This window comes from Bacillus sp. C-3-6, from assembly GCF_054509685.1.
This window is the reverse complement of the sequence record NZ_CM137247.1, coordinates 3,430,775-3,454,041: the sequence shown is the minus strand read 5'-3', so window position 1 is coordinate 3,454,041 and position 23,267 is coordinate 3,430,775. Positions and strand designations below refer to the sequence as shown.

At 34.6% G+C, this 23,267-nt stretch carries 30 protein-coding genes; 23 read left to right on the top strand and 7 right to left on the bottom strand.

Annotated elements, in window-relative coordinates; genetic code table 11:
• Positions 1 to 3: 3 nt before the first annotated feature.
• Positions 4 to 813, bottom strand: a complete 810-nt coding sequence (locus ACW0JX_RS17640; protein ID WP_000251348.1) for a YitT family protein — start codon at positions 811 to 813, stop codon at positions 4 to 6.
• A gap of 126 nt (positions 814 to 939) precedes the next feature.
• On the opposite strand from ACW0JX_RS17640, the gene ACW0JX_RS17635 reads away from it, so the two are divergent.
• The 12 genes from ACW0JX_RS17635 to ACW0JX_RS17580 all read left to right on the top strand — a co-directional run bounded on the left by ACW0JX_RS17635 (position 940) and on the right by ACW0JX_RS17580 (position 9,220).
• Positions 940 to 1,761: a protein phosphatase 2C domain-containing protein gene (locus ACW0JX_RS17635; protein ID WP_459244974.1), complete on the top strand. Its 822-nt coding sequence runs from the start codon at positions 940 to 942 to the stop codon at positions 1,759 to 1,761.
• Between the two features lie 15 nt (positions 1,762 to 1,776).
• Positions 1,777 to 2,229, top strand: coding sequence for a peptidoglycan recognition protein family protein (locus ACW0JX_RS17630; RefSeq protein ID WP_000404192.1), 453 nt, complete (start codon positions 1,777 to 1,779; stop codon positions 2,227 to 2,229).
• 19 nt (positions 2,230 to 2,248) lie between these two features.
• Positions 2,249 to 2,497, top strand: a complete 249-nt coding sequence (locus ACW0JX_RS17625; protein ID WP_000981075.1) for a DUF2164 domain-containing protein — start codon at positions 2,249 to 2,251, stop codon at positions 2,495 to 2,497.
• A 137-nt stretch (positions 2,498 to 2,634) separates the two neighbouring features.
• Positions 2,635 to 2,937 carry an urease subunit gamma gene (locus ACW0JX_RS17620; RefSeq protein WP_001241327.1) on the top strand — a complete coding sequence of 101 codons (303 nt, stop codon included), beginning with the start codon at positions 2,635 to 2,637 and terminating at the stop codon, positions 2,935 to 2,937.
• Positions 2,938 to 2,951: 14 nt separating this feature from the next.
• The gene (locus ACW0JX_RS17615; RefSeq protein WP_000612160.1) at positions 2,952 to 3,281 is read left to right on the top strand and encodes an urease subunit beta; all 330 of its coding nucleotides are present in this window, start codon (positions 2,952 to 2,954) and stop codon (positions 3,279 to 3,281) included.
• A 1-nt stretch (position 3,282) separates the two neighbouring features.
• Positions 3,283 to 4,995 carry an urease subunit alpha gene (gene ureC / locus ACW0JX_RS17610; protein ID WP_459244973.1) on the top strand — a complete coding sequence of 571 codons (1,713 nt, stop codon included), beginning with the start codon at positions 3,283 to 3,285 and terminating at the stop codon, positions 4,993 to 4,995.
• Positions 4,996 to 5,013: 18 nt separating this feature from the next.
• Positions 5,014 to 5,469 (top strand): urease accessory protein UreE, encoded by a 456-nt coding sequence (locus ACW0JX_RS17605; RefSeq protein ID WP_000582805.1) that lies wholly within the window; start codon positions 5,014 to 5,016, stop codon positions 5,467 to 5,469.
• Positions 5,447 to 6,145, top strand: a complete 699-nt coding sequence (locus ACW0JX_RS17600) for an urease accessory protein UreF (RefSeq protein ID WP_459245789.1) — start codon at positions 5,447 to 5,449, stop codon at positions 6,143 to 6,145. The genes ACW0JX_RS17605 and ACW0JX_RS17600 overlap by 23 nt, the downstream gene beginning before the upstream one ends.
• Positions 6,146 to 6,160: 15 nt before the next feature.
• Complete coding sequence (gene ureG, locus ACW0JX_RS17595) at positions 6,161 to 6,778, top strand: urease accessory protein UreG (protein WP_016080654.1); 618 nt, start codon at positions 6,161 to 6,163, stop codon at positions 6,776 to 6,778.
• On the top strand, positions 6,775 to 7,596 hold the full coding sequence (locus tag ACW0JX_RS17590) for an urease accessory protein UreD (RefSeq protein ID WP_048655779.1): 822 nt from the start codon (positions 6,775 to 6,777) through the stop codon (positions 7,594 to 7,596). The genes ureG and ACW0JX_RS17590 overlap by 4 nt, the downstream gene beginning before the upstream one ends.
• 18 nt (positions 7,597 to 7,614) lie before the next feature.
• Entirely contained in the window at positions 7,615 to 8,247 is a 633-nt protein-coding gene (locus tag ACW0JX_RS17585) for an AmiS/UreI family transporter (RefSeq protein ID WP_048655778.1), read from the top strand.
• Positions 8,234 to 9,220, top strand: a complete 987-nt coding sequence (locus ACW0JX_RS17580; protein ID WP_071731640.1) for a HoxN/HupN/NixA family nickel/cobalt transporter — start codon at positions 8,234 to 8,236, stop codon at positions 9,218 to 9,220. Before ACW0JX_RS17585 ends, ACW0JX_RS17580 begins: the two co-directional genes overlap by 14 nt.
• Before the next feature lie 85 nt (positions 9,221 to 9,305).
• On the opposite strand, the gene ACW0JX_RS17575 is transcribed toward ACW0JX_RS17580, so the two are convergent.
• Both ACW0JX_RS17575 and ACW0JX_RS17570 read right to left on the bottom strand, forming a co-directional pair.
• The gene (locus ACW0JX_RS17575; RefSeq protein WP_095690377.1) at positions 9,306 to 9,509 is read right to left on the bottom strand and encodes a CsbD family protein; all 204 of its coding nucleotides are present in this window, start codon (positions 9,507 to 9,509) and stop codon (positions 9,306 to 9,308) included.
• Positions 9,510 to 9,680: 171 nt separating this feature from the next.
• Complete coding sequence (locus ACW0JX_RS17570; RefSeq protein WP_095690378.1) at positions 9,681 to 10,487, bottom strand: GNAT family N-acetyltransferase; 807 nt, start codon at positions 10,485 to 10,487, stop codon at positions 9,681 to 9,683.
• A gap of 152 nt (positions 10,488 to 10,639) precedes the next feature.
• Between ACW0JX_RS17570 and ACW0JX_RS17565 the strand changes: the two genes are divergently transcribed.
• From ACW0JX_RS17565 to ACW0JX_RS17540, 6 genes are all read left to right on the top strand, one after another.
• Complete coding sequence (locus ACW0JX_RS17565) at positions 10,640 to 10,843, top strand: hypothetical protein (protein WP_095690379.1); 204 nt, start codon at positions 10,640 to 10,642, stop codon at positions 10,841 to 10,843.
• Between the two features lie 443 nt (positions 10,844 to 11,286).
• Entirely contained in the window at positions 11,287 to 12,075 is a 789-nt protein-coding gene (locus tag ACW0JX_RS17560; RefSeq protein WP_339326427.1) for a helix-turn-helix domain-containing protein, read from the top strand.
• Positions 12,076 to 12,243: 168 nt separating this feature from the next.
• Entirely contained in the window at positions 12,244 to 13,857 is a 1,614-nt protein-coding gene (locus ACW0JX_RS17555) for a long-chain fatty acid--CoA ligase (RefSeq protein ID WP_063548343.1), read from the top strand.
• A gap of 123 nt (positions 13,858 to 13,980) precedes the next feature.
• Positions 13,981 to 14,556 carry a biotin transporter BioY gene (locus ACW0JX_RS17550; RefSeq protein WP_095690381.1) on the top strand — a complete coding sequence of 192 codons (576 nt, stop codon included), beginning with the start codon at positions 13,981 to 13,983 and terminating at the stop codon, positions 14,554 to 14,556.
• 66 nt (positions 14,557 to 14,622) lie between these two features.
• Positions 14,623 to 16,086: an acyl-CoA synthetase gene (locus tag ACW0JX_RS17545; protein ID WP_095690382.1), complete on the top strand. Its 1,464-nt coding sequence runs from the start codon at positions 14,623 to 14,625 to the stop codon at positions 16,084 to 16,086.
• The gene (locus ACW0JX_RS17540; RefSeq protein WP_001078003.1) at positions 16,079 to 17,170 is read left to right on the top strand and encodes an acetyl-CoA C-acyltransferase; all 1,092 of its coding nucleotides are present in this window, start codon (positions 16,079 to 16,081) and stop codon (positions 17,168 to 17,170) included. The genes ACW0JX_RS17545 and ACW0JX_RS17540 overlap by 8 nt, the downstream gene beginning before the upstream one ends.
• Before the next feature lie 8 nt (positions 17,171 to 17,178).
• Here the strand turns inward: ACW0JX_RS17540 and ACW0JX_RS17535 are convergent, their stop codons facing one another.
• Positions 17,179 to 17,760 carry a DUF6434 domain-containing protein gene (locus ACW0JX_RS17535; protein ID WP_069356082.1) on the bottom strand — a complete coding sequence of 194 codons (582 nt, stop codon included), beginning with the start codon at positions 17,758 to 17,760 and terminating at the stop codon, positions 17,179 to 17,181.
• A 104-nt stretch (positions 17,761 to 17,864) separates the two neighbouring features.
• Between ACW0JX_RS17535 and ACW0JX_RS17530 the strand changes: the two genes are divergently transcribed.
• Entirely contained in the window at positions 17,865 to 18,308 is a 444-nt protein-coding gene (locus ACW0JX_RS17530; protein ID WP_000432568.1) for an NUDIX hydrolase, read from the top strand.
• 43 nt (positions 18,309 to 18,351) lie between these two features.
• Here ACW0JX_RS17530 and ACW0JX_RS17525 read toward each other — a convergent pair whose 3' ends face one another.
• Positions 18,352 to 19,554 carry a serine-tRNA(Ala) deacylase AlaX gene (locus ACW0JX_RS17525; protein ID WP_029443036.1) on the bottom strand — a complete coding sequence of 401 codons (1,203 nt, stop codon included), beginning with the start codon at positions 19,552 to 19,554 and terminating at the stop codon, positions 18,352 to 18,354.
• 137 nt (positions 19,555 to 19,691) lie between these two features.
• Between ACW0JX_RS17525 and ACW0JX_RS17520 the strand changes: the two genes are divergently transcribed.
• Both ACW0JX_RS17520 and ACW0JX_RS17515 read left to right on the top strand, forming a co-directional pair.
• A complete protein-coding gene (locus ACW0JX_RS17520; protein ID WP_000965149.1) occupies positions 19,692 to 20,099 on the top strand; it encodes a hypothetical protein in 408 nt (135 codons plus the stop codon).
• Positions 20,100 to 20,166: 67 nt separating this feature from the next.
• Entirely contained in the window at positions 20,167 to 21,405 is a 1,239-nt protein-coding gene (locus tag ACW0JX_RS17515) for an MDR family MFS transporter (RefSeq protein ID WP_048655769.1), read from the top strand.
• Between the two features lie 48 nt (positions 21,406 to 21,453).
• Here ACW0JX_RS17515 and ACW0JX_RS17510 read toward each other — a convergent pair whose 3' ends face one another.
• Both ACW0JX_RS17510 and ACW0JX_RS17505 read right to left on the bottom strand, forming a co-directional pair.
• Positions 21,454 to 21,834 carry an Hsp20/alpha crystallin family protein gene (locus ACW0JX_RS17510; RefSeq protein ID WP_000516758.1) on the bottom strand — a complete coding sequence of 127 codons (381 nt, stop codon included), beginning with the start codon at positions 21,832 to 21,834 and terminating at the stop codon, positions 21,454 to 21,456.
• A gap of 123 nt (positions 21,835 to 21,957) precedes the next feature.
• Positions 21,958 to 22,080 (bottom strand): small acid-soluble spore protein P, encoded by a 123-nt coding sequence (locus ACW0JX_RS17505; RefSeq protein WP_000360249.1) that lies wholly within the window; start codon positions 22,078 to 22,080, stop codon positions 21,958 to 21,960.
• A gap of 121 nt (positions 22,081 to 22,201) precedes the next feature.
• Here ACW0JX_RS17505 and ACW0JX_RS17500 point away from each other — a divergent pair, with 121 nt between their 5' ends.
• Both ACW0JX_RS17500 and pdaB read left to right on the top strand, forming a co-directional pair.
• Complete coding sequence (locus ACW0JX_RS17500) at positions 22,202 to 22,465, top strand: hypothetical protein (protein WP_001146295.1); 264 nt, start codon at positions 22,202 to 22,204, stop codon at positions 22,463 to 22,465.
• A gap of 46 nt (positions 22,466 to 22,511) precedes the next feature.
• Positions 22,512 to 23,237 carry a polysaccharide deacetylase family sporulation protein PdaB gene (gene pdaB / locus ACW0JX_RS17495; RefSeq protein ID WP_141241000.1) on the top strand — a complete coding sequence of 242 codons (726 nt, stop codon included), beginning with the start codon at positions 22,512 to 22,514 and terminating at the stop codon, positions 23,235 to 23,237.
• Positions 23,238 to 23,267: the final 30 nt, after the last annotated feature.

Sequence of the window (23,267 nt, the reverse complement as noted above, 5' to 3'; positions counted from 1 at the left end):
TCTTTAACTTCTTCTGAAAAGTCCTAACACTTCTACAGTTTCTGTAATATTAACGAATGCATTCGGGTCGATTTCAGAAATTGTTAGTTTCATACTTGCTAATTCTTCACGAGAAACGACCGTCATAAGTACACGCTTTTTCTCGCTTGAATAAGCACCTTCGCCATCAAGTAACGTTATTCCACGTACAACAGTTGAAAGAAGTTGTTTTTTCATTTTTTCTGCTTCATTTGTTACAATCATAAGTGTAACTTTACGATGTTTTGTATGAACAGCATCAATTACTTTACCAGTTACATAAATTGAAAGTAAGCTTGTAAGTGCAACATCCCAGGTGAAGAAGAATCCTGCGATTATTACAACGACTGTATTTAGAACAATAAGGAATCCGCCAAGTTTAATGTCTCGCTTGCGGGATAAAAGCATACCGATAATATCAAATCCACCAGTGGATCCATTACAGTTAAAAACAAGACCAATACCAGCTCCGGCGATGACACCTCCGAAGATAGAAGATAACAATGGATCTGTTGCTACGACTTTTACTGGAACGTAATATAATGCAACAGATAATACAACTACAGAGACAACTGTGTTAAAAATTACTTTTTTTCCAAGACCTATGTACCCTAAAATAAGGATAGGTAAGTTTAATACAAAGTTAATAATGCCTGTGTTTACAGGGGTTACAATCCCTAAAATAATAGCAATTCCGCCAATTCCACTACTTAAAATTTTGTGGGGGATAAGGAAAAGATTAAAGGCAACCGCAATAATAATAGAACCGATAATAACACCAAGGAATCTGACCATTTCTTTCCCGTCCTTCACTGAAAAATTCATATTATTTCAAGATTATATATGATATTGAAAGTTTTGGGTAAAAACAGTTTATTTAGGTAAATTAGATTAATCAAAAGAATTTGAGTATTTTATCATTTGAAAGGGGATACAGTTGTGAAGATAAAAACATATCAACAGAAAAGCCCGTTGAAGCAAGAATGTGAGGATTCTTATTTTTGTAATAAAGAAAAAAAGATTTATGGTGTATGTGACGGTGCAACACCACTTGTCCCGTTTCGTGATGAAAAGGGACATAATGGAGCATACATCGCTTCGCATTTATTTGCAAGTTATTTTACTGCATTACGAGAGAATCATAGTTTACAATTTGCAGTTGCCAAAGCAAATGAAGCATTGCAAAGCAAAATGTTAGAATATGAAGTAGACACGAGAAAAAAAGAGCATTTGTGGTGCACATGTATCGCGGCAGTCCAAATAGTTGGTGAGAAAATTGAATATGCGCAGCTTGGGGACTGTATGATTGTCGCAACTTTTCAAAATGGAACGATGCAAGTATTAACGAAAGACACAGTTGAAGGAATTAGTAAACGAGCAAAAAGGAAGAGGGAAGAAGATCGTAAGAAAGGTTTATCTGTGCCGGAAGAACCTGTTTTTCAAGATGTTGGAGAACAATTAAAGTACAATCGTTATCTTGCAAATATGCCAAATGGTTACTCAGTTGCAAATGGAATGAAAGAAGCGATACATTATTTACAACATGGTGAATTACATACAGATGAAGTGAGTGGGATTTTTATTTGTTCAGACGGGTTATTTCACCCAGATTGGTCATTAGAACAAACTGTTGCATATATAAGAAAGAATGGTATAAACGAATATATAGCAATCATTGAAAAGCTGGAAGGGGAAAAGAGAATAAAACCAGATGATAAAACGATTATTATGATTGATTTTTAAGAGGAGGCAGTTCAAATGGAAATTAAATATGTCAATCTAACATTTCAAGATGAATTAGTTCCTTTAGAAAAAGTAAATCAACTGATTATCCACCATACAGCTGAAGATGGATGGGACGTGTATAAAACACATGAATTTCATCAAACTGTAAGAGGGTGGAGCGGGATTGGTTACAACTATTTTATCGAAAAGGACGGAACTGTAGTGGAAGGGCGAGGTTTACATATTGGAGCGCACGCGAAAGACCATAACCGTCATACAATTGGAATATGTATGACGGGAAATTTCGATAAATACGATCCAACTCCTGCACAAGTGAATGCATTATATTCTTTATGCAAAATGTTTATGAAGCAATTTGCTATAAAGAAAGAAAATATACTAGGTCATAGAGAGTTAGAAGGAGTTACAAAAAGCTGTCCTGGTAATCGTTTTTCTATGGTAGAGTTAAGGAAGATATTATCTTAAATATAGAGGAGTAACAACGATGATGAATATAAAAATACCAAATGATAAAAAAGAAGAGCTTGTAGCGCAAATTCAGCAATTTTTCGTTGAAGAAGATTTAGATGAAATTGGACGTTTCCAAGCAGAGCGTTTAATAGAAGAAATGGTTAAATTAGTTGGACCATTTGCATACAATCAAGCAATTGGAGATGCAAGAAAGCTTGTAAGTGAGAAATTAACGAATATCGAAGAAGATTTATACGTGTTAGAGAAGAATGAAGGAAAATAAAAAAAGAGCCCATCGGCTCTTTTTTTATTTGATTGATAGCAAAAAAACATAGGGAAAACACGGAAAAGACATTGAAAATACACCTTTTATTTTTAGAATATTCTTAGTTTTAAAATACTTCAGAAAGGAAGATTGTAATGAGATTAACGCCAAGAGAAATTGATAAACTGCTAGTAGTTGTTGCGGCTGATTTAGCTTATCGACGAAAGGAGAGGGGGCTTAAGTTAAACTATCCAGAAAGTATCGCTATTATTACGTATGAAATTTTGGAAGGAGCAAGAGATGGTAAAAATGTAGCGGAATTAATGGAACTTGGAAAAAACATTTTAAGTGCTGAAGATGTTATGGATGGTATTGCAGACATGATATCAGATATTCAAGTTGAGGCAACTTTTCCTGATGGAACAAAATTAGTAACTATTCATCAGCCAATTCATTAAAGGAAGTGAATGTTATGATTCCAGGGCAATATATCCTTGCGAAAGAAGACATAGTATGTAATGGAAATAAAAAAGCAATGAAAGTCAAAGTGATAAATCAGGGAGATAGACCCATTCAAATTGGATCTCATTACCACTTTTATGAAGTGAATGAGGCGTTAAAATTCAATCGCAGTGTAGCAATTGGACAACATTTAAATATTCCAGCAGGTACAGCGGTAAGATTTGAGCCTGGAGATGAAAAAACGATTGAACTAGTTCCATATTCAGGGGAACAAGAAGTATATGGATTTAAAAATAAAGTGGATGGCGATATTCAATCTTACACAAAAAGAGGGAGATAGCATGAGTTTTAAGATGTCACGTAAACAATATGCTGATTTATATGGTCCAACTACAGGAGATTCTATTCGTTTAGCGGATACACAATTATTCGCACATGTTGATCGAAATGCCACTATATATGGTGATGAAGCTGTCTTTGGTGGAGGAAAATCAATTAGGGATGGTATGGGACAAAATTCACAACTTACAAGAGAACAGGGGGTTGTGGATGTTGTTATTACGAATGCAATTATTATTGATTATACGGGAGTATATAAAGCGGATATTGGTATAAAAGATGGGAAGATTTCAGCAATTGGTAAGAGTGGTAATCCTTCAGTTATGGATAATATTGATATCATCATTGGAACATCAACGGAAGTAATTTCTGGTGAGCGGAAAATCGTTACAGCTGGAGGTATTGATACACATGTGCATTTCATATCCCCACAACAAATTGATACGGCATTGGCTTCAGGTATAACAACTTTAATTGGTGGGGGAACAGGACCGGCAGAAGGGACTAAGGCAACTACAATAACACCTGGATCTTGGAATTTAAGAAAAATGCTAGAAGCAGCAGAAGCTTTTCCTATAAATCTTGGATTTTTAGGGAAAGGAAATAGTTCAAGTTTACCTGCCCTGGAAGAACAAATATTTGCAGGGGCTATCGGATTGAAAATCCATGAAGATTGGGGAGCAACTTCATCAGCAATTAATCACTCGTTACAGATTGCTGATAAATATGATATTCAAGTCGCTATTCATACGGATACGTTAAACGAATGTGGTTTTGTGGAAGAAACGATAAAAGCTATTGATAATCGTGTTATTCATACGTACCACACTGAAGGAGCTGGAGGTGGGCATGCACCAGATATTATAAAGATTGCTGCGCTGAATAATATTTTACCATCATCAACGAACCCGACCTTGCCATATACAGTGAATACGCTGGATGAACATTTAGATATGCTCATGGTATGTCATCATTTAAAAGCGAATATTCCAGAAGATGTAATGTTTGCAGATTCAAGGATTCGAAAAGAAACAATCGCGGCAGAGGATATTTTGCAAGATCTAGGGGTTTTCAGCATGATTAGCTCTGACTCACAGGCGATGGGAAGGGTTGGCGAGGTTATTATTCGCAATTGGCAAACCGCCGATAAAATGAAAAAGCAGATTGGTAGTTTAGAGGGAGATAAAGAATATAACGATAATAATAGAATTCAACGTTATATAGCTAAGTATACAATTAATCCAGCTATTACACATGGGATTTCAGAATACGTGGGCTCTATTGAAATAGGAAAGTATGCAGACCTTGTAATATGGGATCCACAATTTTTCGGTGTTAAGCCAGATATGGTTTTGAAAAACGGAATGGTAGTGATGGCATTAATGGGAGACGAGAATGCTTCAATTCCTACCCCACAACCATATTACGAAAAAAAGATGTTTGGTGCATATGGAAAAGCAGTACAGTCAAGTTCGATTACATTTGTATCGAAAGTAGCTTATGAGAATAATATTAAAGAAAAATTAGGTTTAAATAAAGTTGTATTACCTGTTAAAAATACGAGAGAGATTTCGAAGCAAGATATGAAGCTAAATAATGCAACACCAGAAATTGAAGTAGATCCGCAGACATATGAAGTTAAAGTTGATGGACAAGTAATCACGTGTGAAGCAGTAGATGTACTACCTATGGCTCAAAGATATTTTTTATTTTGATATAACGGGGGAGATAAAATGATTATTGAAAAAATTAATAACAACGTATGCAATATGAATGATTTCTCAAACACAAAAAAGCATCTTGATAAGATATTAATTTCTAGTGAGCTTTTACTGAAGAGAGTTCAGAAATTATATTCAGAATCTGGTTTTGAAATTGGGGTGTCTTTAGATAGTGGAGAAACATTAAAGAACGGTGATATTTTATATGAAGATGAAAATCGAATTGTGTATATTGAAGTATTACCAGAAGAGGTAATTGTAATTACTCCAAAATCAATAAAAGAAATGGGGATTATTGCTCATAACTTAGGGAATAGACATTTACCAGCACAATTCGATGAAGGGTGCATGATTTTGGCGAACGACTACTTAGTAGAAGATTTACTTAAAAAGGAAGGTGTTCCTTATCAAAAAGAAAATAGAGTATTACCAAAACCGTTCAAGCATGCTTCGCACAAACATATTTAACCTACTTAACCTACTCCAAATTAGTGATTCGAGCTTCCCAACAGGAAGTTTTAGTCACTCTTTTGGATTAGAAACATTTATTCAAGAGGGACAAGTTACAAATAAAGCCGAATTTTTCAAATGGGTTAATCGATATATAAAAGTCCAATTAACATACACGGATGGCTTAATTTGCAAATATACTTACGAAGCAATTAAGACTAATGAGAGAGAACAAATTACATTTTTAGATGATTTAATAACAGCACAAACACTGCCTTTTGAATGTAGAAAAGCAAATAGAATGATTAGTAAAAGTACTTCTAAATTATTGTGTGAATTGTTCTCATTTGTAAATTTAAATATATATAAAGAAAATATTATGGGTAATAAATTACAAGGTCATCCGAGTATCGTATACGGAATATTAGGGGCGGAATTGAAAATGACAATAGAAGAAACGCTCTTAGTTTTCTTATACTCAAGTGTTGGAAGTATAATTCAAAACGGTGTGAGAGCCATTCCTCTTGGACAAACAGATGGTCAAAAACTATTACAAGAATGCCATGAATTAATCTGTGAATCTATTGATAGAATTCAAATACTTTCATTAGAGGATTTTGGATTGAATGATCCTGAATTCGAAATAAATCAAATGCAACATGAAGATGTAAATGTAAGGGTCTTCATGTCATAGGGAGGAAAAAATAAAATGATAAAGCCTATTAGAATTGGTATCGGTGGCCCAGTAGGTGCTGGGAAAACAATGTTAGTTGAAAAGTTAACAAAACATCTAAATACAGATTATGAAATTGCAGCAATTACAAACGATATTTATACGAAAGAAGATGCAAAAATTTTATTGAAAACAGGTGTTTTACCAGAAGATAGAATTATTGGTGTAGAGACAGGAGGGTGCCCGCATACAGCAATTCGAGAGGACGCCTCTATGAATTTTGAAGCAATTGAAGAACTTATGATGAGACATAATAATTTAGATATTATTTTTATTGAAAGTGGGGGTGATAATTTAGCTGCCACATTTAGTCCGGAGCTAGTGGATTTTTCAATTTATATTATTGATGTGGCACAGGGAGAAAAGATTCCGCGTAAAGGTGGACAAGGAATGATCAAATCTGATGTATTTGTGATTAATAAAACGGATTTGGCACCTTATGTAGGGGCTGATCTTGGAGTTATGGAGCAGGATACGAAAAATTACCGACATAATAAACCATACTTTTTTACAAATTTGAAGGATGAGGAAGGTTTACAAGAATTAATAAATTGGATGCGACAAAACATTATGTTAGAAGGATTGAAAAAATGAAATCCCCTACAGGTGTCTTAAATATTGATGTGATGGAAAAGAGACATAAAACCGTACCTATTAAGGTTTATCATAAAGATGCCTTAAAAGTAACGCAGCCAATATATTTGGACGAGTATGGTAGAGCATATTACTATATTATGAATTCTGGTGGAGGCTATTTAAAAGGAGATTTCTATTCTATAAATATAAATGTTGGTAAAGATGCGAAAACATATATAACAAGCCAATCGGCAACGAAAGTGTACAAGACTCCAAATAGTTATGCTTTGCAAGAATTGAATTTTTATATTGGTGAGAATGCTGTTATGGAATATCTACCAGACCCGTTAATTATGTACAAGGATGCAGCATATAAGCAAAAAACAAATATATATATGCAAAATAATTCTACATTGATTTTATGCGATTCAGTTACGCCTGGTTGGTCGCCAAATATGGAGAAGTTCACATACCAATATTTTGATTCGTTAACAAAAATATATATGGAAAATAAACTTGTAGTATACGATCATCTATTGTTAAACCCTTTCAAAGAGTCGTTAGATCAAATGGGAATATTAAATCAATATTCCCATTATGGTACTTTCATAGTTATTAATGAGAACATTACAAATGATTTAATTGCAGCATTGAAAACATCACTATCTAACACTAACAATATGAAAATTGGAATATCTTCTACACCATGTAAAGGCTTTGTCATACGCATACTTAGCCATAATACAGAGGATATCGAGTCTATATTTTTTCAGTGTCATCGTTTTGTTAGAGAGAATTGTCTACATGAAGAACTAACATCCTATCGAAAATATTAAGTAAGGGAAGGGGATACTATGACTAATGTGGGATTATTGTTTGTCGGTGCAGTTCTATTTATGAATTCACTAGCAGCTTTTAAACTCATTGATAGCAAAAGTGTAGGATACTTTAATTTATTTGTAGGGGCATTACAAACTTTGACACCATTATATTTATTATTTACAGGAAGTCAATCCGATGAGTGGACTATCCTATCTAATGGAACTATTTTTTTATTTGGTTTTACTTATTTATATGTTGGTCTTACGAATATATTAAAACTTGATTCTTCAGGTGTAGGTTACTATTCTCTTTGGGTTGCTATCATTGCAACGGTTATGGGAATAGTGAATCAATTACATGAGAGTGGAAGTCTGCAAAGTACAATAATTTGGTTCTTTTGGGCATTCCTTTGGTTTTTATTTTTCCTACAAGATGGATTGAAAAAGAAGATTCATATTTATGTAGGTATTGTTTGCTTCGTTGAATCCTGGATTACTGCAACAGTACCAGCTCTGTTAACACTTACAAATCATACAGACGTGTTAAATAATTTTGTAATTATTTTAGTGACTATTATAACGATTGTAGTTTTTATTATGGCACTTTTCTTTTTCAAAAGTATTCAATTTAAAGTAGAAAGGGCTAGTAACTATGTGGAAAAGTGAACTGAAAAAGGCAACTAACTTTTTTGTTATTATTATATTTCTTCATGTGCTTGGAATTCTCTTATTATTACCAGCACTGTATAAAGGTAATAGCATAATCGGAATGGCTATTATTGCATATTCTTTAGGATTGCGTCATGCGTTTGATAGTGATCATATTGTCGCAATTGATAATACTGTTCGGAAATTAATTGAAAAAGGTAAAAACTCACAGGGGGTGGGATTTTACTTCTCATTAGGACACTCTACGGTAGTATTTGTGATGATTGTATTAATTGCTTTAATTGGAAAAACTGCAAAACATGGAATGGAGAGCTTCTCAACTATAGGCGGTATTATTGGTACAATCGTTTCTAGTACATTCCTTATCATTATCGGTCTTACCAATCTGTTGTACCTTATTAAAGTGTTACGAAGTCAAGAGGACAAACAGCCAGAAAACCTGGGATTTATATACCGTTTCACGCAGCGCTTATTTACGTTTATTGATAGTCAGAAGCAATTGTATATGATCGGTTTTTTATTTGGGCTTGGTTTTGATACAGCGAGTGAAATTGGATTAATTGCTCTTTCTACAGTAACTGCAACAAGTCAATCTATTCCACTTGTCAGTATATTTGCTTTTCCCATTTTGTTTGCTGCAGGAATGTCATTGATGGATACATTAGATAGTACATTCATGAATACGAATTATAAGTGGGCAATGGAAAATAGTCGAATAAGAAATTCATATAATGTATTAATTACCTCAATATCTGTTATAACGGCTTTTTTAATAGGGGGGTATCAACTATTATCTTTGCTTATTGAAAGCTATAATTTACAGGGACCGTTTTGGAATCTCATACAGGTAGTTAATTTTGATTATCTGGGTATATGTCTTGTTTTATTCTTTATTATTTCTCTTATTATTTTTGCTGTATGGAATAGAAATGTCTTTAAAGAACCACTTACAAAGAGTATAGAGAAATAAAAAAATATCGTATGTTATTTGGTTCATTATATATAAAGTAAAATAAAAAACACGTTAGATGAAAATGCATCTAACGTGTTTTTTGTTATTTATGTTCCTTATATTCATGTACTTTTTCTTTCACATTACCGACTGTATCTTTAGCAGTGCCTTTCACCTTATCCCATTTTCCTTCAGCTTGTAACTTCTTATTGTCAGTTACTTTCCCGACAACTTCTTTTACTTCGCCCTTTACCTTATCGATGGCACCTTCTACTTTTTCTTTTAAACCGTGTTCGTGCTTAGTCATACATTTCTCCTCCTTGTAGTTTGATTAGAATTTTCTTTTCATATTGCAAGTTGAATGATGTATCTAGTAATAGCGTAACAAATTTAGTTTGAATATTCAAATTATTAAAGGGATAGAAAAGGAATTGTCATAAAATGTTTAAAAATGTAACGGAAGGAGAAAGAAAGTAAATTATATGTCTTTTGCAGTCCATATTGATTTCGTATAAGCAATTTTCATATGGGCACGTTCCATATTATTTTGACTGCCACTACCGAACCTTGCTTGTCCAACTATTAAAGTACAATTGGATTCAATAGCTGTCTTAATTCGTTTTTGGATTAATGCAGTGTGACAGCCTTTACGCTGAAATTCCGGTAAAGTAGCAGAAGCAGCTAATGATGCGACACCTTTATTTATATATAGGACACCAATACCAGCAGGGCTATTTTGAATTTCTGCTATGAAAAAATGCCATCCTGGTTCATTGTAAAGAATTTCGTTATTTTGGCGAACACCATCTTTTGTAAAGGATGGCATATTAAATCCACGTACATATATGTCTGCAAAAATATCAAATTCATTTTCTTTCAGTTTTCGTACTGTAATATTAGAAGGAAGAAGTGATGAACTCTCTCTCGGTATACTATACAAAGCAGTATGGAAGCTAGATTGGTAAAAACCTTTTTGAGATAAGTATTGAAATAGTTCAGTTGTGCCTTGCGCTGGTGTAATTTCAAAACGGCAAGGAATTTGTAGTGATTCATAATAAGAAATGATTGCATCAATCGCATCTGCATTTGTAATACCTTTTATCGTATTAAAAGCAGGACCGGCAATTATTTTTGATGAAAAGGCAGTGGCACTACCGAACTTTTTCATTTGCACTTGCATTGGATTTCCACTCATTGCTTGTAGTCCCTCTAATCTAGAAGAGAGCATATCAATTTCTGCATTTTCAATTTCTGTTGCTATATCGAGTGTCATAACAGTAGTCATAAAATTCCTCCGTTAATAAATATATTTCATAGTATATATACGATTTTTGTTTTGAGATTCCTGTTGTAATGTAGGAGAATAAGAAGTTTTTTGGAAGGGAAATGGAATTGAACTGTCGAAGGGAGTAGAAACAGATTAAAGGTGGTGCTCTCATGAAACAAAAAGCCGTGCAGACATGCTCTAATTGTGGTTCTCAAAAGATAGGAGAAGGTGAGTTTGTCGGATATGCACAAATACGGAAAAAGGAAACGATGTTCACATCTTCACCGGTGGATGCTTATATTTGTACAGACTGCGGAAATATCCTTTCATTAAAAGTACGACATTATGAAAAGTTTAAGCAGAAGCCGTTATGATTATTGAGTAGTGGTTTTATTAGGGTAGTTAATAAGAGTAATATTTTACATATATATGAGTATGCCTCAGATAAAGAGATGAAAACATATACTGTACATAGTTCGTTATATGACACATAAAAATATATAGAAGAAATTGTGAGGTAGTAGGAGGAAGAAAAAACAGCTCCTCTTGGAATATTTCATATTTAAAACTCCTTTAAATGAATAAAGGAGTTTTTTGATTTTTTATAACAATAATTACCTTTAATTGTTATAATTGGTTATTAGGAGAGGGTGGTTTATTAACGCCATAATCATAGAAGAATAATAGCTAAATCGTATACAAAACCACTATATAACACAATCGCAACCGTAAGTTGACAAAGTGCAACCGCAGGAAGATAGAAGTAAGAGCAATGTTTACATACAATTTAGTTAAGAAAACGAAGGGGGACACACATATGGGATTTGGTGAGAAGCTTTTTAAATTAAGAAAAGAAAAGGGTCTTTCTCAAGAAGCATTAGCCGAGAAATTAAACACAACAAGGCAAGCGGTTAGTAAATGGGAAAACGGTCAAGGTTTTCCTGAAACTGAAAAGTTAATAATGATTGGAAATGTATTTGAAGTATCACTTGACTATTTATTAAAAGAAACTGCTGAGCAAAGTAACGAAAAGGAAAATGGTTATTATGTAAGTAAGGAAATGGCAGAAGGGTATATAGTGTATGGACAAAAAATTTCTAAATATATTGCATTAGGATTTAGCTTGCTTATTTTATCTACAATACCGTACTTATTATTTAAAGAAAATGCAACAATGTCTACGTTTCTTGTCATTATCATTGTAGTGCTTGGGATCGGAGCAATGATGGCACCTGTAACGATAGAAGAGAGTCGATACAATGTATTGAAAAAGGAAGAACTACTATTTGATCAAAACTTTCTAAAAGAATTGACCAAAAGATATGCGATTATTAAGAAGAAGTATGCCGCAGTGGTGATTGTTGGATTTTGTTTTATTGCCGCAGGAGCGATACCGTTTTTATTTGAGAAAAAACGAATTACTTCAGGAGAGCTCGTACAGTATTATCCTTATTGTGTTGTACTTATTGCTATCGGAGTTTATCTTTTTGTTCGTGTGTTAGGGGTGTTAGAGACGTATCGGATTTTAGTAGAAAATAAGGAATACAGTAATCGTTTTATTTTTAAATTGAAAAAGAAAGTAAGGAAAAAGGTAGATAGTTTATAAAAAATAAAAAACATGTTTCGAATCAATGTATTCAAAACATGTTTTTTATCGTTCTGAATTATTTCCAAAGAAATAATTCAGAAAATACAGAAAAATATCGTAATCATTTGTAGAAGTCTGTTATAATAAACGGAAAATGAAAACGTTTTAAAGGGGGACATAACCAATATGATGATGAATGTACCGCTAACAATTAGTTCTATGATGGAAAGAGCAGAGAAACTGTTTTCGAAGAAAGAAATTGTTTCACGGACGCATGATACAGTTACAACGTTAACGTATAAGCAGTTAGGGGAAAGGACGAGAAGACTTTCCAGTGCGTTGAAAAAGCTTGGAATTAAAGAAGGTGAACGTGTAGGAACATTAGCGTGGAACCATCATCGGCATGTGGAAGCGTATTTTGCTATTCCAGGTATTGCTTCTGTTTTGCACACAATTAACATTCGTTTATCTCCTCAACATATTTCATACATTATTCAGCACGCAGAAGACCGAATTCTACTTATAGATGAAGATCTCATACCGCTTGTTGAAAATATTCAATCACAATTATCAACTGTACAAGCTTACATTATTATGACTGATAAAGATGAACTCCCAAATACTACGCTGAAGCCTGTATATCATTATGAAAAGCTATTAGAAGAAGGCGATCCAACTTTCCAATTTGTAAAAGATATTGATGAAAATACACCTGCTGGTATGTGTTATACGTCAGCGACTACAGGAAATCCGAAAGGTGTTGTATATACGCATCGTAGTACTGTACTGCATTGCATGGCACTCGGTTTAGCGGATACAGCTGCTTTATCGGAAAGTGACGCGGCGATGGCAATTGTACCGATGTTCCATGTGAATGCTTGGGGGCTTCCTTTCGCTGCTACTTGGTTTGGATCAAAACAAGTTCTTCCAGGACCGATGTTTACGCCGAAAATTTTATTAGAAATGATCCAATCTGAAAAAGTGACGTTAGCTGCTGGTGTGCCGACAATTTGGCTCGGTGTATTACAAGAGTTAGAAAATAATAGTTACGATTTATCTAGTATGACGAGAATACTATGCGGAGGTGCAGCGGCGCCGAAAAGTGTTATTAAAGCATTTGAACAGAAACATAATGTTCCGTTCATACATGCATATGGTATGACTGAAACGAGTCCACTCGTAACACTTGCACGTTTAAAAAGTTATGAAACGGAATTATCGTATGAAGAGCAACTAGAAATTCGCTCCAAACAAGGATATCTTGTACCTGGTGTCGAGATGAAAGTAGTCGGTACAAATGGTGAAGTGAAGTGGGACGGTACTGAGATGGGAGAATTATGTTTACGAGCACCTTGGATCGCTGAAAGCTATTATAACGATGATCGTACTGTCGAAGGTTTTCGCGATGGATGGTTATATACTGGTGATGTTGTCACAGTGGATGAGGAAGGTTGCGTGAAAATTGTTGACCGTACGAAGGATGTTATTAAAAGCGGGGGAGAATGGATTTCTTCGGTCGATCTTGAAAATGCTTTAATGGCACATGATGCTATATTTGAAGCGGCTGTCGTTGCAGTTCCTCACCCTCAGTGGCAAGAGCGACCAATTGCCTGCGTTGTTCAAAAGAAAAATAGTACGGTTACAAAAGAAGAAATATATGAGTTTTTAAAACCACAGTTTGCGAAGTGGTGGTTGCCAGACGATATTGTCTTTATGGAAGAAATACCGAAAACATCTGTTGGGAAGTTTTTAAAACAGGCGCTTCGGAAAGAACTGGAGCATTTGCATAGAGAGAAATAAGTGAACTTCTATTTGTAAACTCTAATACATTAACGGTTGACAAAAGAGGGGTGGAAAGATAATATAATTTTTGTGATATGTTACCTAAAAACAATTTTAAGTTTACAAATAGGGGAAGCAAATATGAATACAAAAAATTTAATTTTCGTCGCTTTATTTAGTTCTATTATGGGAGTGTTAGGGTTAATACCTCCGATTGCTCTTTCTATTACACCAGTTCCAATTACATTGCAATCACTCGGTGTTATGCTTGCGGGTGGGTTGTTAGGATCACGTTTAGGTGCGTTAAGTCAGCTTATTTTCTTACTTATTGTAGGAGTTGGAGCACCATTACTTGCTGGTGGACGCGGTGGCCTTGGTGTATTTGTTGGACCAAGTGCAGGATATTTACTTGGTTACATCATTGGGGCGTTTGTTATTGGTTATTTAATTGAGCGTTTACGTGAAGTTTCTATTATAAAAGTATTATGTATTAATATAATTGGTGGTATTTTCGTAGTTTATGTATTTGGTATTACTGTACAAGCGTTCTTAATGGATGTTTCTGTATGGGAGACAATGAAAGTGAGTGCTGTGTTTTTACCAGGGGATTGTATAAAAGCAATTATTGCGGCAGTTCTCGTAACAAAATTACATCGTTCATTGAAACATATTATTACGCCCGCTTTAAAGAATGGAAAATATACAAATGCGGGATGATAAAGGGAAGAAACACGTTAATTGCGTGTTTCTTTTTATTATTTTTGTAAAGAAAGGACGTCTCATATGGGGATTACAAAAGAATATAAAAAGCATGCCTCTTTACAACCAAATAAAATAGCGATAAAGGAAAATGATAGAGTTTTAACATATAAAGAGTGGTTTGAATCAGTTTGTAAAGTAGCAAGCTGGTTAAATGAAAAAAAATCGAAGAATAAAACGATAGCAATCCTATTAGAAAATCGTATAGAGTTTTTACAACTATTTTCTGGTGCCGCTATGGCCGGGTGGGTTTGTGTTCCGTTAGATATAAAGTGGAAACAAGATGAGCTCAGAGAAAGAATTGAAATTAGTAATCCGGATATGATTGTGACAGAACGATATAAGGTGAATGATCTATTGGATGAAGAAGGAAGAGTAATTGAAATTGATGAGTTGAAAAGAATGATAGAGAAATATCTTCCTACATATTCCACTGTAGAAAGTGTACAACATGCTCCTTTTTATATGGGATTTACATCAGGATCAACAGGAACAGCAAAAGCATTTTTACGTGCACAACAATCGTGGGTTCATAGTTTTGATTGTAATGTACATGACTTTCATATGAAAAGGGAGGATTCGATTTTAATAGCTGGGACGCTCGTTCATTCTCTTTTCTTATACGGGGCAATAAGTGCATTATATGTAGGACAAACAGTGCACATTATGAGAAAGTTCTTTCCAAATCAAGTATTAGATAAGTTAGAAACTGAAAATATATCAGTTATGTATACAGTTCCGACAATGCTTGAATCTTTATATAAAGAAAGTAGATTAATAGAAAATAAAGTGAAAATTATTTCGTCAGGAGCGAAATGGGAAGCTGAAGCGAAAGAAAAAATAAAGAATATATTTCCTTATGCGAAAAGATATGAATTTTATGGTGCATCAGAGTTAAGTTTTGTAACAGCACTAGTCGATGCAGAAAGCGAAAGAAGGCCAAATTCAGTAGGAAAACCGTGTCATAATGTGCAAGTTCGAATATGTAATGAAGCAGGCGAAGAAGTACAAAAAGGTGAAATAGGAACTGTTTATGTGAAAAGTGATCAGTTTTTTATGGGATACATAATAGATGGGGTTTTAACACGGGAGTTGAATGCAGAAGGTTGGATGACAGTGCGAGATGTAGGCTATGAAGATGAAGAAGGCTTTATATATATTGTTGGTAGAGAGAAGAATATGATTTTATTTGGAGGAATCAATATTTATCCAGAAGAAATAGAAAGTGTATTACATGAACACCCAGCTGTTGATGAAATAGTTGTAATTGGTGTGAAAGATAGTTACTGGGGTGAAAAGCCCGTCGCGATCGTAAAAGGAAGTGCTACGAAACAACAATTAAAGAGTTTTTGCTTACAGAGATTATCCTCTTTTAAAATACCGAAAGAATGGCATTTTGTAGATGGAATACCTTATACAAATAGTGGGAAAATCGCTCGTATGGAAGCAAAAAGTATGATTGAAAACCGGGAGAAAATATATGAATAGAGCAGTCATTGTAGAGGCGAAAAGAACACCTATTGGTAAGAAGAATGGGATGTTAAAAGAGTATGAAGTTCAGCAATTAACAACGCCGCTTCTTACGTTTTTAAGTAAAGGGATTGAGAGGGAAATAGATGATGTCATATTAGGTAATGTTGTTGGGCCAGGAGGGAATGTTGCGAGACTATCTGCTTTAGAGGCGGGACTTGGCTATCATATTCCTGGTGTAACGATTGATCGGCAATGTGGTGCTGGTTTAGAAGCAATTCGAACTGCGTGTCATCTCATTCAAGGCGGGGCAGGTAAGTGTTATATCGCCGGGGGAGTAGAGAGTACAAGTACGTCACCTTTTCAAAAAAGAGCACGATTTTCACCTGAAACAATTGGTGATCCTGACATGGGAGTAGCGGCTGAATATGTTGCGGAGCGTTATAATATAACGAGAGAAATGCAAGACGAGTATGCTTGTCTTAGTTATAAGCGGACACTGCAAGCGTTAGAAAAAGGATATATACATGATGAAATATTTTCTTTTAATGGATTATTAGATGAATCTATAAAGCCAGAAATGAATTATGAACGAATCATTAAAAGAACAAAGCCCGCATTTTTACAAAATGGAACAGTGACGGCAGGTAATTCATGTGGTGTAAATGATGGGGCATGTGCTGTTCTTGTAATGGAAGAGGGACAAGCCCGTAAGTTAGGTTATAAACCTGTCCTTCGTTTCGTTCGTAGTGCTGTAGTGGGAGTAGATCCCAAGCTTCCAGGGACTGGTCCGATATTTGCGGTGAACAAATTATTAAACGAAATGAATGTAAAAGTAGAGGACATCGATTATTTTGAAATAAATGAAGCATTCGCCTCAAAAGTTGTTGCTTGCGCAAAAGAGTTACAAATTCCATACGAAAAAGTAAATGTAAATGGTGGAGCAATTGCGCTCGGTCATCCGTACGGTGCATCTGGGGCTATGCTTGTAACACGTTTGTTTTATCAGGCACAAAGAGAGTCTATGAAATATGGAATTGCTACATTAGGAATTGGAGGCGGGATAGGGATTGCGCTATTATTTGAGAAAGTAGAAGACTAGCGAGGTAACTAGTTTTCTACTTTTTGAGGAACATAAATATTGCTACCAGGCTTCGCTTTCATTTCGTTCCAAGCAGCAATCGCATCAGCTTTTGCTTTCCCTTTATTATTTGGATCTTCGAAAAAGTCGCGAGTAAAGCGATTGTATTCAAACTGCGAGCTGATAGTTGTTTTATAAGTAGGATCTTTTTTTCGTTCGTTCTCTTCATACCAAAACGTTATCGCGTCTTCATATGTTTTTCCAACATTCTCTTTGAAAAATTTTTGAAGAGCTACTGTAAAGCGGAAGTTTGTTCCGATTTTTTCTTTGAAAAAAGCACGAACATCTTCGCTACAGCGGTGATTGTTAGTAATAATCGTTTGAAGAGAAAGGTCTTTATAGGATAGGGAAGCTTTACTCACCTTTTGAACAGAGCTGTTTTTTAATATTTTACCAGTAGTTAAATAATGTGAGATACGCTCGGTTATTTCGATCTTAGAGCCACTAGCTGGCAAATCATGTTCACGACAAAATGTTTGGAGTTCTGCTTTTAACCAATAATAGTTTTGGAAATCTTCAAGTGATATAGACTTTGTTAAAGTTGGACGCATGAATGTAACAACTACTTTCTTCCATAATTTTCTTCAATTATAAAACGTATGTTCTTTTTATGGAAGGGTTAATTTGTAAATATAATGGGAAGAGGAGATTGCATATGGAAAATGTAATGCAAGTTCGTGTTACAGGAATTTTAATTGAAGATGAAAAGGTATTGCTAGTAAAGCAAAAAGTGGCTAATCGAAATTGGTCTTTACCTGGAGGAAGAGCAGAGAATGGCGAAACGCTAGAGGAAGCAATGATTCGAGAAATGAGAGAAGAGACAGGGTTAGAAGTTAACATTCAGAAGCTACTCTATGTTTGTGATAAACCAGATGCTCGCCCGTCTTTATTACATATAACGTTTTTGCTTAAAAGGATTGAAGGTGAAATTATGCTACCTTCTAACGAGTTTGATCATAATCCAATTCATGATGTGCAAATGGTGCCGATTAAAGATTTAAGTCATTATGGTTTTTCGGAAACTTTTATCAATCTTATAAGTGAAGGTTTTGTAAATGCAGGGAGTTATCAAGGTTTGAAACAAAATATAGGTCTGTAAATATAGGGGAAGGATAGCCGTTCGCTATCCTTCATAACATGTTTTAAACTGCTGACTGTAAAGAAGAAACAAGCTGATTTAAAAATTCATCTCCGCTCATAATTGCTTTCCCGCCACCGCGAGCACTCTTCTTATTTCCGCCACCTTTTCCTTCGATTGTAGGAAGAGCGTCTTTTAAAAGAGCATTCATATCGAGTGATACTGATTTTCCGCAAGCGAGAATACATTGTAGTTTGTCATCATTTTCGATGACGAAATACGTAATTGCATGCTCTTGTTGTTCTGTAATAATAGCGGAAAGCTTTGCGATTTCTTGCATAGAACGATTTGTAAATACTTTAGAAATAAGTATGTCAGCATGAATTTTTATAGGCTGTAGAAGTAGTTCATTTGCCTCTGCAAATAATAATTTTTCATTCATTGTTTGTATTGCTTTTTCGTTTTCTTTTTGAGAAGTAAGCAGTTGCGCCACTTTTGCTGGAATATCAGTTTCGCTACTGTTTAATTGTTTAGAAACATCTTTCATAATTTGTTGCTGTTGTCCCATTAATTTAAGTGTACGCCAACCAGCGATAAACGTTAAGCGTATACCACCTTTATTGCGCTCCCATCCTAGTACTTGAATAGGACCAACTTCACCAGTTCGTTTCGGATGCGTTCCACCACAGCCGTTGTAGTCAAAGTTTTCGATAATAACAACCCGTATATTTTCTGTCATAGTCGGTTCTTTACGAAGGGGCAACGTTTTCGCTTCTTCTAAGTCCATCCACTGGATGCTGATTGGATGGTTTTCAAAAACAATTTTGTTTGCAATTTGTATTGCTTTTTCAACCGTTTCTGCATGAAGATTTTCTGTTTCTAAATCAATTGTTACTGTTTCTTTACCAAGATGGAATCCAATTGTAGGCATGTTAAAATGGTCCCAAAAAGCAGCAGATAAAATGTGCTGAGCTGCATGTTGTTGCATATGATCAAAACGGCGCTCCCAATTGATTTTACCTTCTACGTCTTCTGTATGTAATTGTTCTGCAATGTAGTGACGAATTTCTCCGTTTATCTCTTCTACATTGATTACATTGATATCATTTAATGTACCAGTATCATATGGTTGTCCGCCACCTGTCGGATAAAATGCTGTTTCATTCAAAACAACGTATAAGTTACCGTCTTTATCATAATCTTGCTTTATAATTTTAGTAGTAAAGTCTTGCTTATAAGCGTCAGTGTAATATAATTTGTGCTCCAATTTTCTTTCTCCTCTCGCATTAACTAGTTTCATTGTAATGCAATTAAAATTAGTTTCCTAATATTTCAGAAGAAAGAAACTATTTTTAGAATTTTCTTGCTATAATAAGGGAAAGAAAATGCGGGGGTGGAATAAATATGTTATATGAAAACGGCGTAGATAAACTGCTTAGTTTAAGTAGAAATATTTCCGAATTATATCGAGAATTAAACGAAATGACCCGGATTTTAACGGATTGTAATCGAGAAAGTGTGAAGTTTGATCGATTATATGTAAAAGAGTTACTTTGGAAGAAAGAAGATGTAATAGAGAAATATGACCAGCTACTTGTACAACTTTGTATTAACGAATGCTTTGATCTAAAAAGTGTCATTACAGGGGAATATAAATATACATATGAAGAAGTAGAAAACATAGTTTTACAATTTAATGAAAAGTATAATGTCGCAATCTTAATTAAAGATGTGTGTAAAGAATTACAGTTCACATATGGAATTGATATGGACATAACGAGAACAACTCGGGTATCAACAGCTCAAGTATAGAAAAAGGAAAAGAAAGCAGATCCTTTGCTTTCTTTTTTTTGTGAAAATAGAGAGAGTAGGTTTAACGATGAAGGGGAAGTTACAGCATATTCATCCGCTTGGAATGAGTATTATTTTAGGGACATTGTTTGCTAGGTTTGCAACTTCAATGAGTATCCCTTTTTTAGCGATTTATTTAACGACTGTTAAAGGTGTATCAGCTGGAATGACTGGTGCTATTATCGGAACGAGTGCACTTGTTGGTGTTTTTGCTAGTTTTATCGGAGGGAATTTATCAGATCGATTTGGCCGGAAAACGATTATGCTCTGGTCCATGATCGTTTGGATTTTTGTGTTTATAGGTTTTTCACTTGCGGATCATGTTTTAAGTTTCTTTTTATTAAACGCTTTAAATGGATTATGTAGGTCGTTTTTTGAGCCAACATCAAGAGCATTATTATCAGATTTAACAAAGCCTGAGTATCGGTTACTCGTCTATAATTTACGATACGGTGCAATAAATGTTGGAGTTGCAATTGGACCAATTGTTGGATTACAGATTGGAAGTGCAAAATCAACAATTCCTTTTTTAGTAGCAGCTGGGGTATATATTCTATATACAGCTATATTAGCGTTCCAATTTAAGAAGTATCCAATGGAAAAAAAGAAATTGAGTACAGAAAAACCTGTTACAATGCTAAATGCAATACGTATATTGCGAAAAGATATAGTATTTTTAGTTGCTTTAGTCGGTATTATTTTGAGTAATTGCGGTTTTTCACATTTAACGACGACAGTATCTCAATATTTTGCAAATGCACATATATTTGAGGATGGGGTGAAGCTATTCTCATATATGCTCGCTTTAAATGCAATTGTTGTAGTGATGATCCAATACCCTGTTATTCAAATGTGCAAAAAGTATACACCGTTAACATCAATTATGGTTGGGACTTTATTTGTGAGCGGGGGATTATTTGGCTTTGGAATAGTAGAATCTATGCTAGGTGCTGCCGTTTGTACAATTATTTTTACAATTGGAGAAGTCTTAATGTTTTCGATGACGGATGTATTTATTGATGATATTGCTGTTGCGCATCTAAAAGGAACATACTTCGGTGCGATGGGCTTTTCGGGAATTGGAGCAGTAATAGGTCCGTGGTTCGGAGGAGTACTTCTCGATTACTACGGGTACCAAAATGGGTTTGCGGTATTTTCAGCACTAGCTATATTTTCAACTGTGGCATTTCCTGTGCTTTTAGTTACAAAAGGTTTATCGAAAAAAAGATATGATAGAAATTCTAATATAGAAATGCATGCGAAATAACATAAGCCCCAGTAACCAACTGGGGCTTAGTTTGAATTATATTAACTCTTAATTTGAAAAAAGAACTTTTTTTTCATGCTTATCAGCAACTTCATTTTTGGAAATATGAATGGCTAAAAATCCGTTTTCTAAGCAGGCTAGCATCTTTTTATAAATGATAGTAGTAGGTAAAGGGATTGTTCGTTGTAAGGAAATGTTTTTATGAAGTATGCATATAGCTAGGCCTGTCTCTAACTTTTTAATGAGTACATTTTGTTCCGTGACATTTTGTACATCTGTTTCTAAAATATATTCTTCTTCGGTTTCGCAAAGATCGATGTGAATTTGATTTGGAAAGCTAAAGTTACTATAAGAATCGGAACAAAATTGATCCATCCATTCTTCGAAACCATCAACATGAAAAAGACAATTCTTCTTTTTCTTGCCCATGTAAGACACCCTCCGTAAAATATCAATTCATATCATGTTATGCATGAATGAAACAGAGGTGAAGAATAAATGATGAAATACAAACATTTTATGTTGAATGTGCACGGTATGTGAATGTTTTTATTACATATCATGATGTGAATGTTTTTTTTGGCGTGAATGGTTACGGTTTTTTACTTTATGAGATCCGCTTAATGGTTCAGGTTGTCCTTGTTTTTCTTTTGATTCACGGTTGTTTTTATCCATTGTATATGACACCTCCTCTTTCTTTTTAGAATGAGAGAAGTTGGCGATTTTATACGAGAATGTTTTTAGAAAAAAAGGTAAAGATAAAGGGGACTAACAATTATAGAAAGGGGATTATATAATGCCATATCATAAAGATAAGCAACAAGCCTTTCAAGCGGCACAGCAAGGAGTTACACAAGCAGAAAATGCATTTAATAATATTGTGAAAAATGACCCTAACTACGGTCATGATTTAAAAGAGTTACGCCAAGAGGTTCAGGAAGCATATGAACAAATTCAAAATGCACTAGAGGTAGCTTCAGAAACACAACGTCCACAACTTGAGCAATATGAAAATAATCTCCAAAATATAATGCGAAATGTAGATCAATTAGAAAAGTAAATGAGGTTGTTGTCTATTCGACAACCTTGCTGCTTTAGTAAACGTTATGCTAAAACAGAAAATTTTTCTATTAGTTTTTTCTTTGCTATGTGCAGTACATATATTTCAAGTGGAAAAAGTGGAAGCGAAAATGTTGCTCAGAAAAGAGTTAGAACCAACTGGTTATGTAACATGGGAAGTACCTAATAATGAAAAAATTATTGCAATTACATTTGATGATGGGCCAGATCCAACGTATACACCACAAGTTTTAGATTTATTACGTCAATATAAGGCGGAAGCGACATTTTTTATGATTGGATTTCGAGTTCAGCGTAATCCATACTTAGTAAAGCAAGTTTTAAAAGATGGGCATGAAATTGGAAATCATACGATGAATCATTTGTATGCAAATAACTCATCAGATGAAAAATTGAAAAATGACATTCTGGATGGAAAGAAATTTTTTGAAAAATGGGTGAAAGAACCTTTGCTATTCCGTCCTCCTGGCGGATATATTAACGATGCTGTATTTAAAACAGCGAAAGAAGCCGGTTATCAAACCGTTCTATGGTCGTGGCATCAAGACCCGCGTGATTGGGCAAATCCAGGGGTTGAATCCATTGTAAATCATGTAGTGAAAAATGCTAAAAGTGGCGATATTGTATTGTTACATGATGGAGGGAATGATCGTAGTCAAACGGTAGCAGCGCTAGCAAAAATTTTACCTGAGCTGAAAAAACAGGGCTATCGATTTGTAACGGTTTCGGAATTACTACGTTATAAACATTAGAAGAAATCCCAAAAGGAAAATAGACCTTTT

Bases quoted from the DNA above. Each gene is read 5' to 3' on its own strand.
- ACW0JX_RS17630 (WP_000404192.1), top strand. From the start codon at position 1,777: ATGGAAATTAAATATGTCAATCTAACATTTCAAGATGAATTAGTTCCT.
- ACW0JX_RS17530 (WP_000432568.1), top strand. From the start codon at position 17,865: ATGGAAAATGTAATGCAAGTTCGTGTTACAGGAATTTTAATTGAAGAT.
- ACW0JX_RS17620 (WP_001241327.1), top strand. From the start codon at position 2,635: ATGAGATTAACGCCAAGAGAAATTGATAAACTGCTAGTAGTTGTTGCG.
- ACW0JX_RS17540 (WP_001078003.1), top strand. From the start codon at position 16,079: ATGAATAGAGCAGTCATTGTAGAGGCGAAAAGAACACCTATTGGTAAG.
- ACW0JX_RS17590 (WP_048655779.1), top strand. From the start codon at position 6,775: ATGAAATCCCCTACAGGTGTCTTAAATATTGATGTGATGGAAAAGAGA.
- ACW0JX_RS17520 (WP_000965149.1), top strand. From the start codon at position 19,692: ATGTTATATGAAAACGGCGTAGATAAACTGCTTAGTTTAAGTAGAAAT.
- ACW0JX_RS17515 (WP_048655769.1), top strand. From the start codon at position 20,167: ATGAAGGGGAAGTTACAGCATATTCATCCGCTTGGAATGAGTATTATT.
- ACW0JX_RS17555 (WP_063548343.1), top strand. From the start codon at position 12,244: ATGATGATGAATGTACCGCTAACAATTAGTTCTATGATGGAAAGAGCA.
- ACW0JX_RS17505 (WP_000360249.1), bottom strand. From the start codon at position 22,080: ATGGATAAAAACAACCGTGAATCAAAAGAAAAACAAGGACAACCTGAA.
- ACW0JX_RS17550 (WP_095690381.1), top strand. From the start codon at position 13,981: ATGAATACAAAAAATTTAATTTTCGTCGCTTTATTTAGTTCTATTATG.
- ACW0JX_RS17565 (WP_095690379.1), top strand. From the start codon at position 10,640: ATGAAACAAAAAGCCGTGCAGACATGCTCTAATTGTGGTTCTCAAAAG.
- ACW0JX_RS17535 (WP_069356082.1), bottom strand. From the start codon at position 17,760: ATGCGTCCAACTTTAACAAAGTCTATATCACTTGAAGATTTCCAAAAC.
- ACW0JX_RS17580 (WP_071731640.1), top strand. From the start codon at position 8,234: ATGTGGAAAAGTGAACTGAAAAAGGCAACTAACTTTTTTGTTATTATT.
- pdaB (WP_141241000.1), top strand. From the start codon at position 22,512: ATGCTAAAACAGAAAATTTTTCTATTAGTTTTTTCTTTGCTATGTGCA.
- ACW0JX_RS17510 (WP_000516758.1), bottom strand. From the start codon at position 21,834: ATGGGCAAGAAAAAGAAGAATTGTCTTTTTCATGTTGATGGTTTCGAA.
- ACW0JX_RS17575 (WP_095690377.1), bottom strand. From the start codon at position 9,509: ATGACTAAGCACGAACACGGTTTAAAAGAAAAAGTAGAAGGTGCCATC.
- ACW0JX_RS17560 (WP_339326427.1), top strand. From the start codon at position 11,287: ATGGGATTTGGTGAGAAGCTTTTTAAATTAAGAAAAGAAAAGGGTCTT.
- ACW0JX_RS17600 (WP_459245789.1), top strand. From the start codon at position 5,447: ATGCTTCGCACAAACATATTTAACCTACTTAACCTACTCCAAATTAGT.
- ACW0JX_RS17615 (WP_000612160.1), top strand. From the start codon at position 2,952: ATGATTCCAGGGCAATATATCCTTGCGAAAGAAGACATAGTATGTAAT.
- ACW0JX_RS17545 (WP_095690382.1), top strand. From the start codon at position 14,623: ATGGGGATTACAAAAGAATATAAAAAGCATGCCTCTTTACAACCAAAT.
- ACW0JX_RS17625 (WP_000981075.1), top strand. From the start codon at position 2,249: ATGATGAATATAAAAATACCAAATGATAAAAAAGAAGAGCTTGTAGCG.
- ACW0JX_RS17605 (WP_000582805.1), top strand. From the start codon at position 5,014: ATGATTATTGAAAAAATTAATAACAACGTATGCAATATGAATGATTTC.
- ureC (WP_459244973.1), top strand. From the start codon at position 3,283: ATGAGTTTTAAGATGTCACGTAAACAATATGCTGATTTATATGGTCCA.
- ureG (WP_016080654.1), top strand. From the start codon at position 6,161: ATGATAAAGCCTATTAGAATTGGTATCGGTGGCCCAGTAGGTGCTGGG.
- ACW0JX_RS17640 (WP_000251348.1), bottom strand. From the start codon at position 813: ATGGTCAGATTCCTTGGTGTTATTATCGGTTCTATTATTATTGCGGTT.
- ACW0JX_RS17500 (WP_001146295.1), top strand. From the start codon at position 22,202: ATGCCATATCATAAAGATAAGCAACAAGCCTTTCAAGCGGCACAGCAA.
- ACW0JX_RS17570 (WP_095690378.1), bottom strand. From the start codon at position 10,487: ATGACTACTGTTATGACACTCGATATAGCAACAGAAATTGAAAATGCA.
- ACW0JX_RS17585 (WP_048655778.1), top strand. From the start codon at position 7,615: ATGACTAATGTGGGATTATTGTTTGTCGGTGCAGTTCTATTTATGAAT.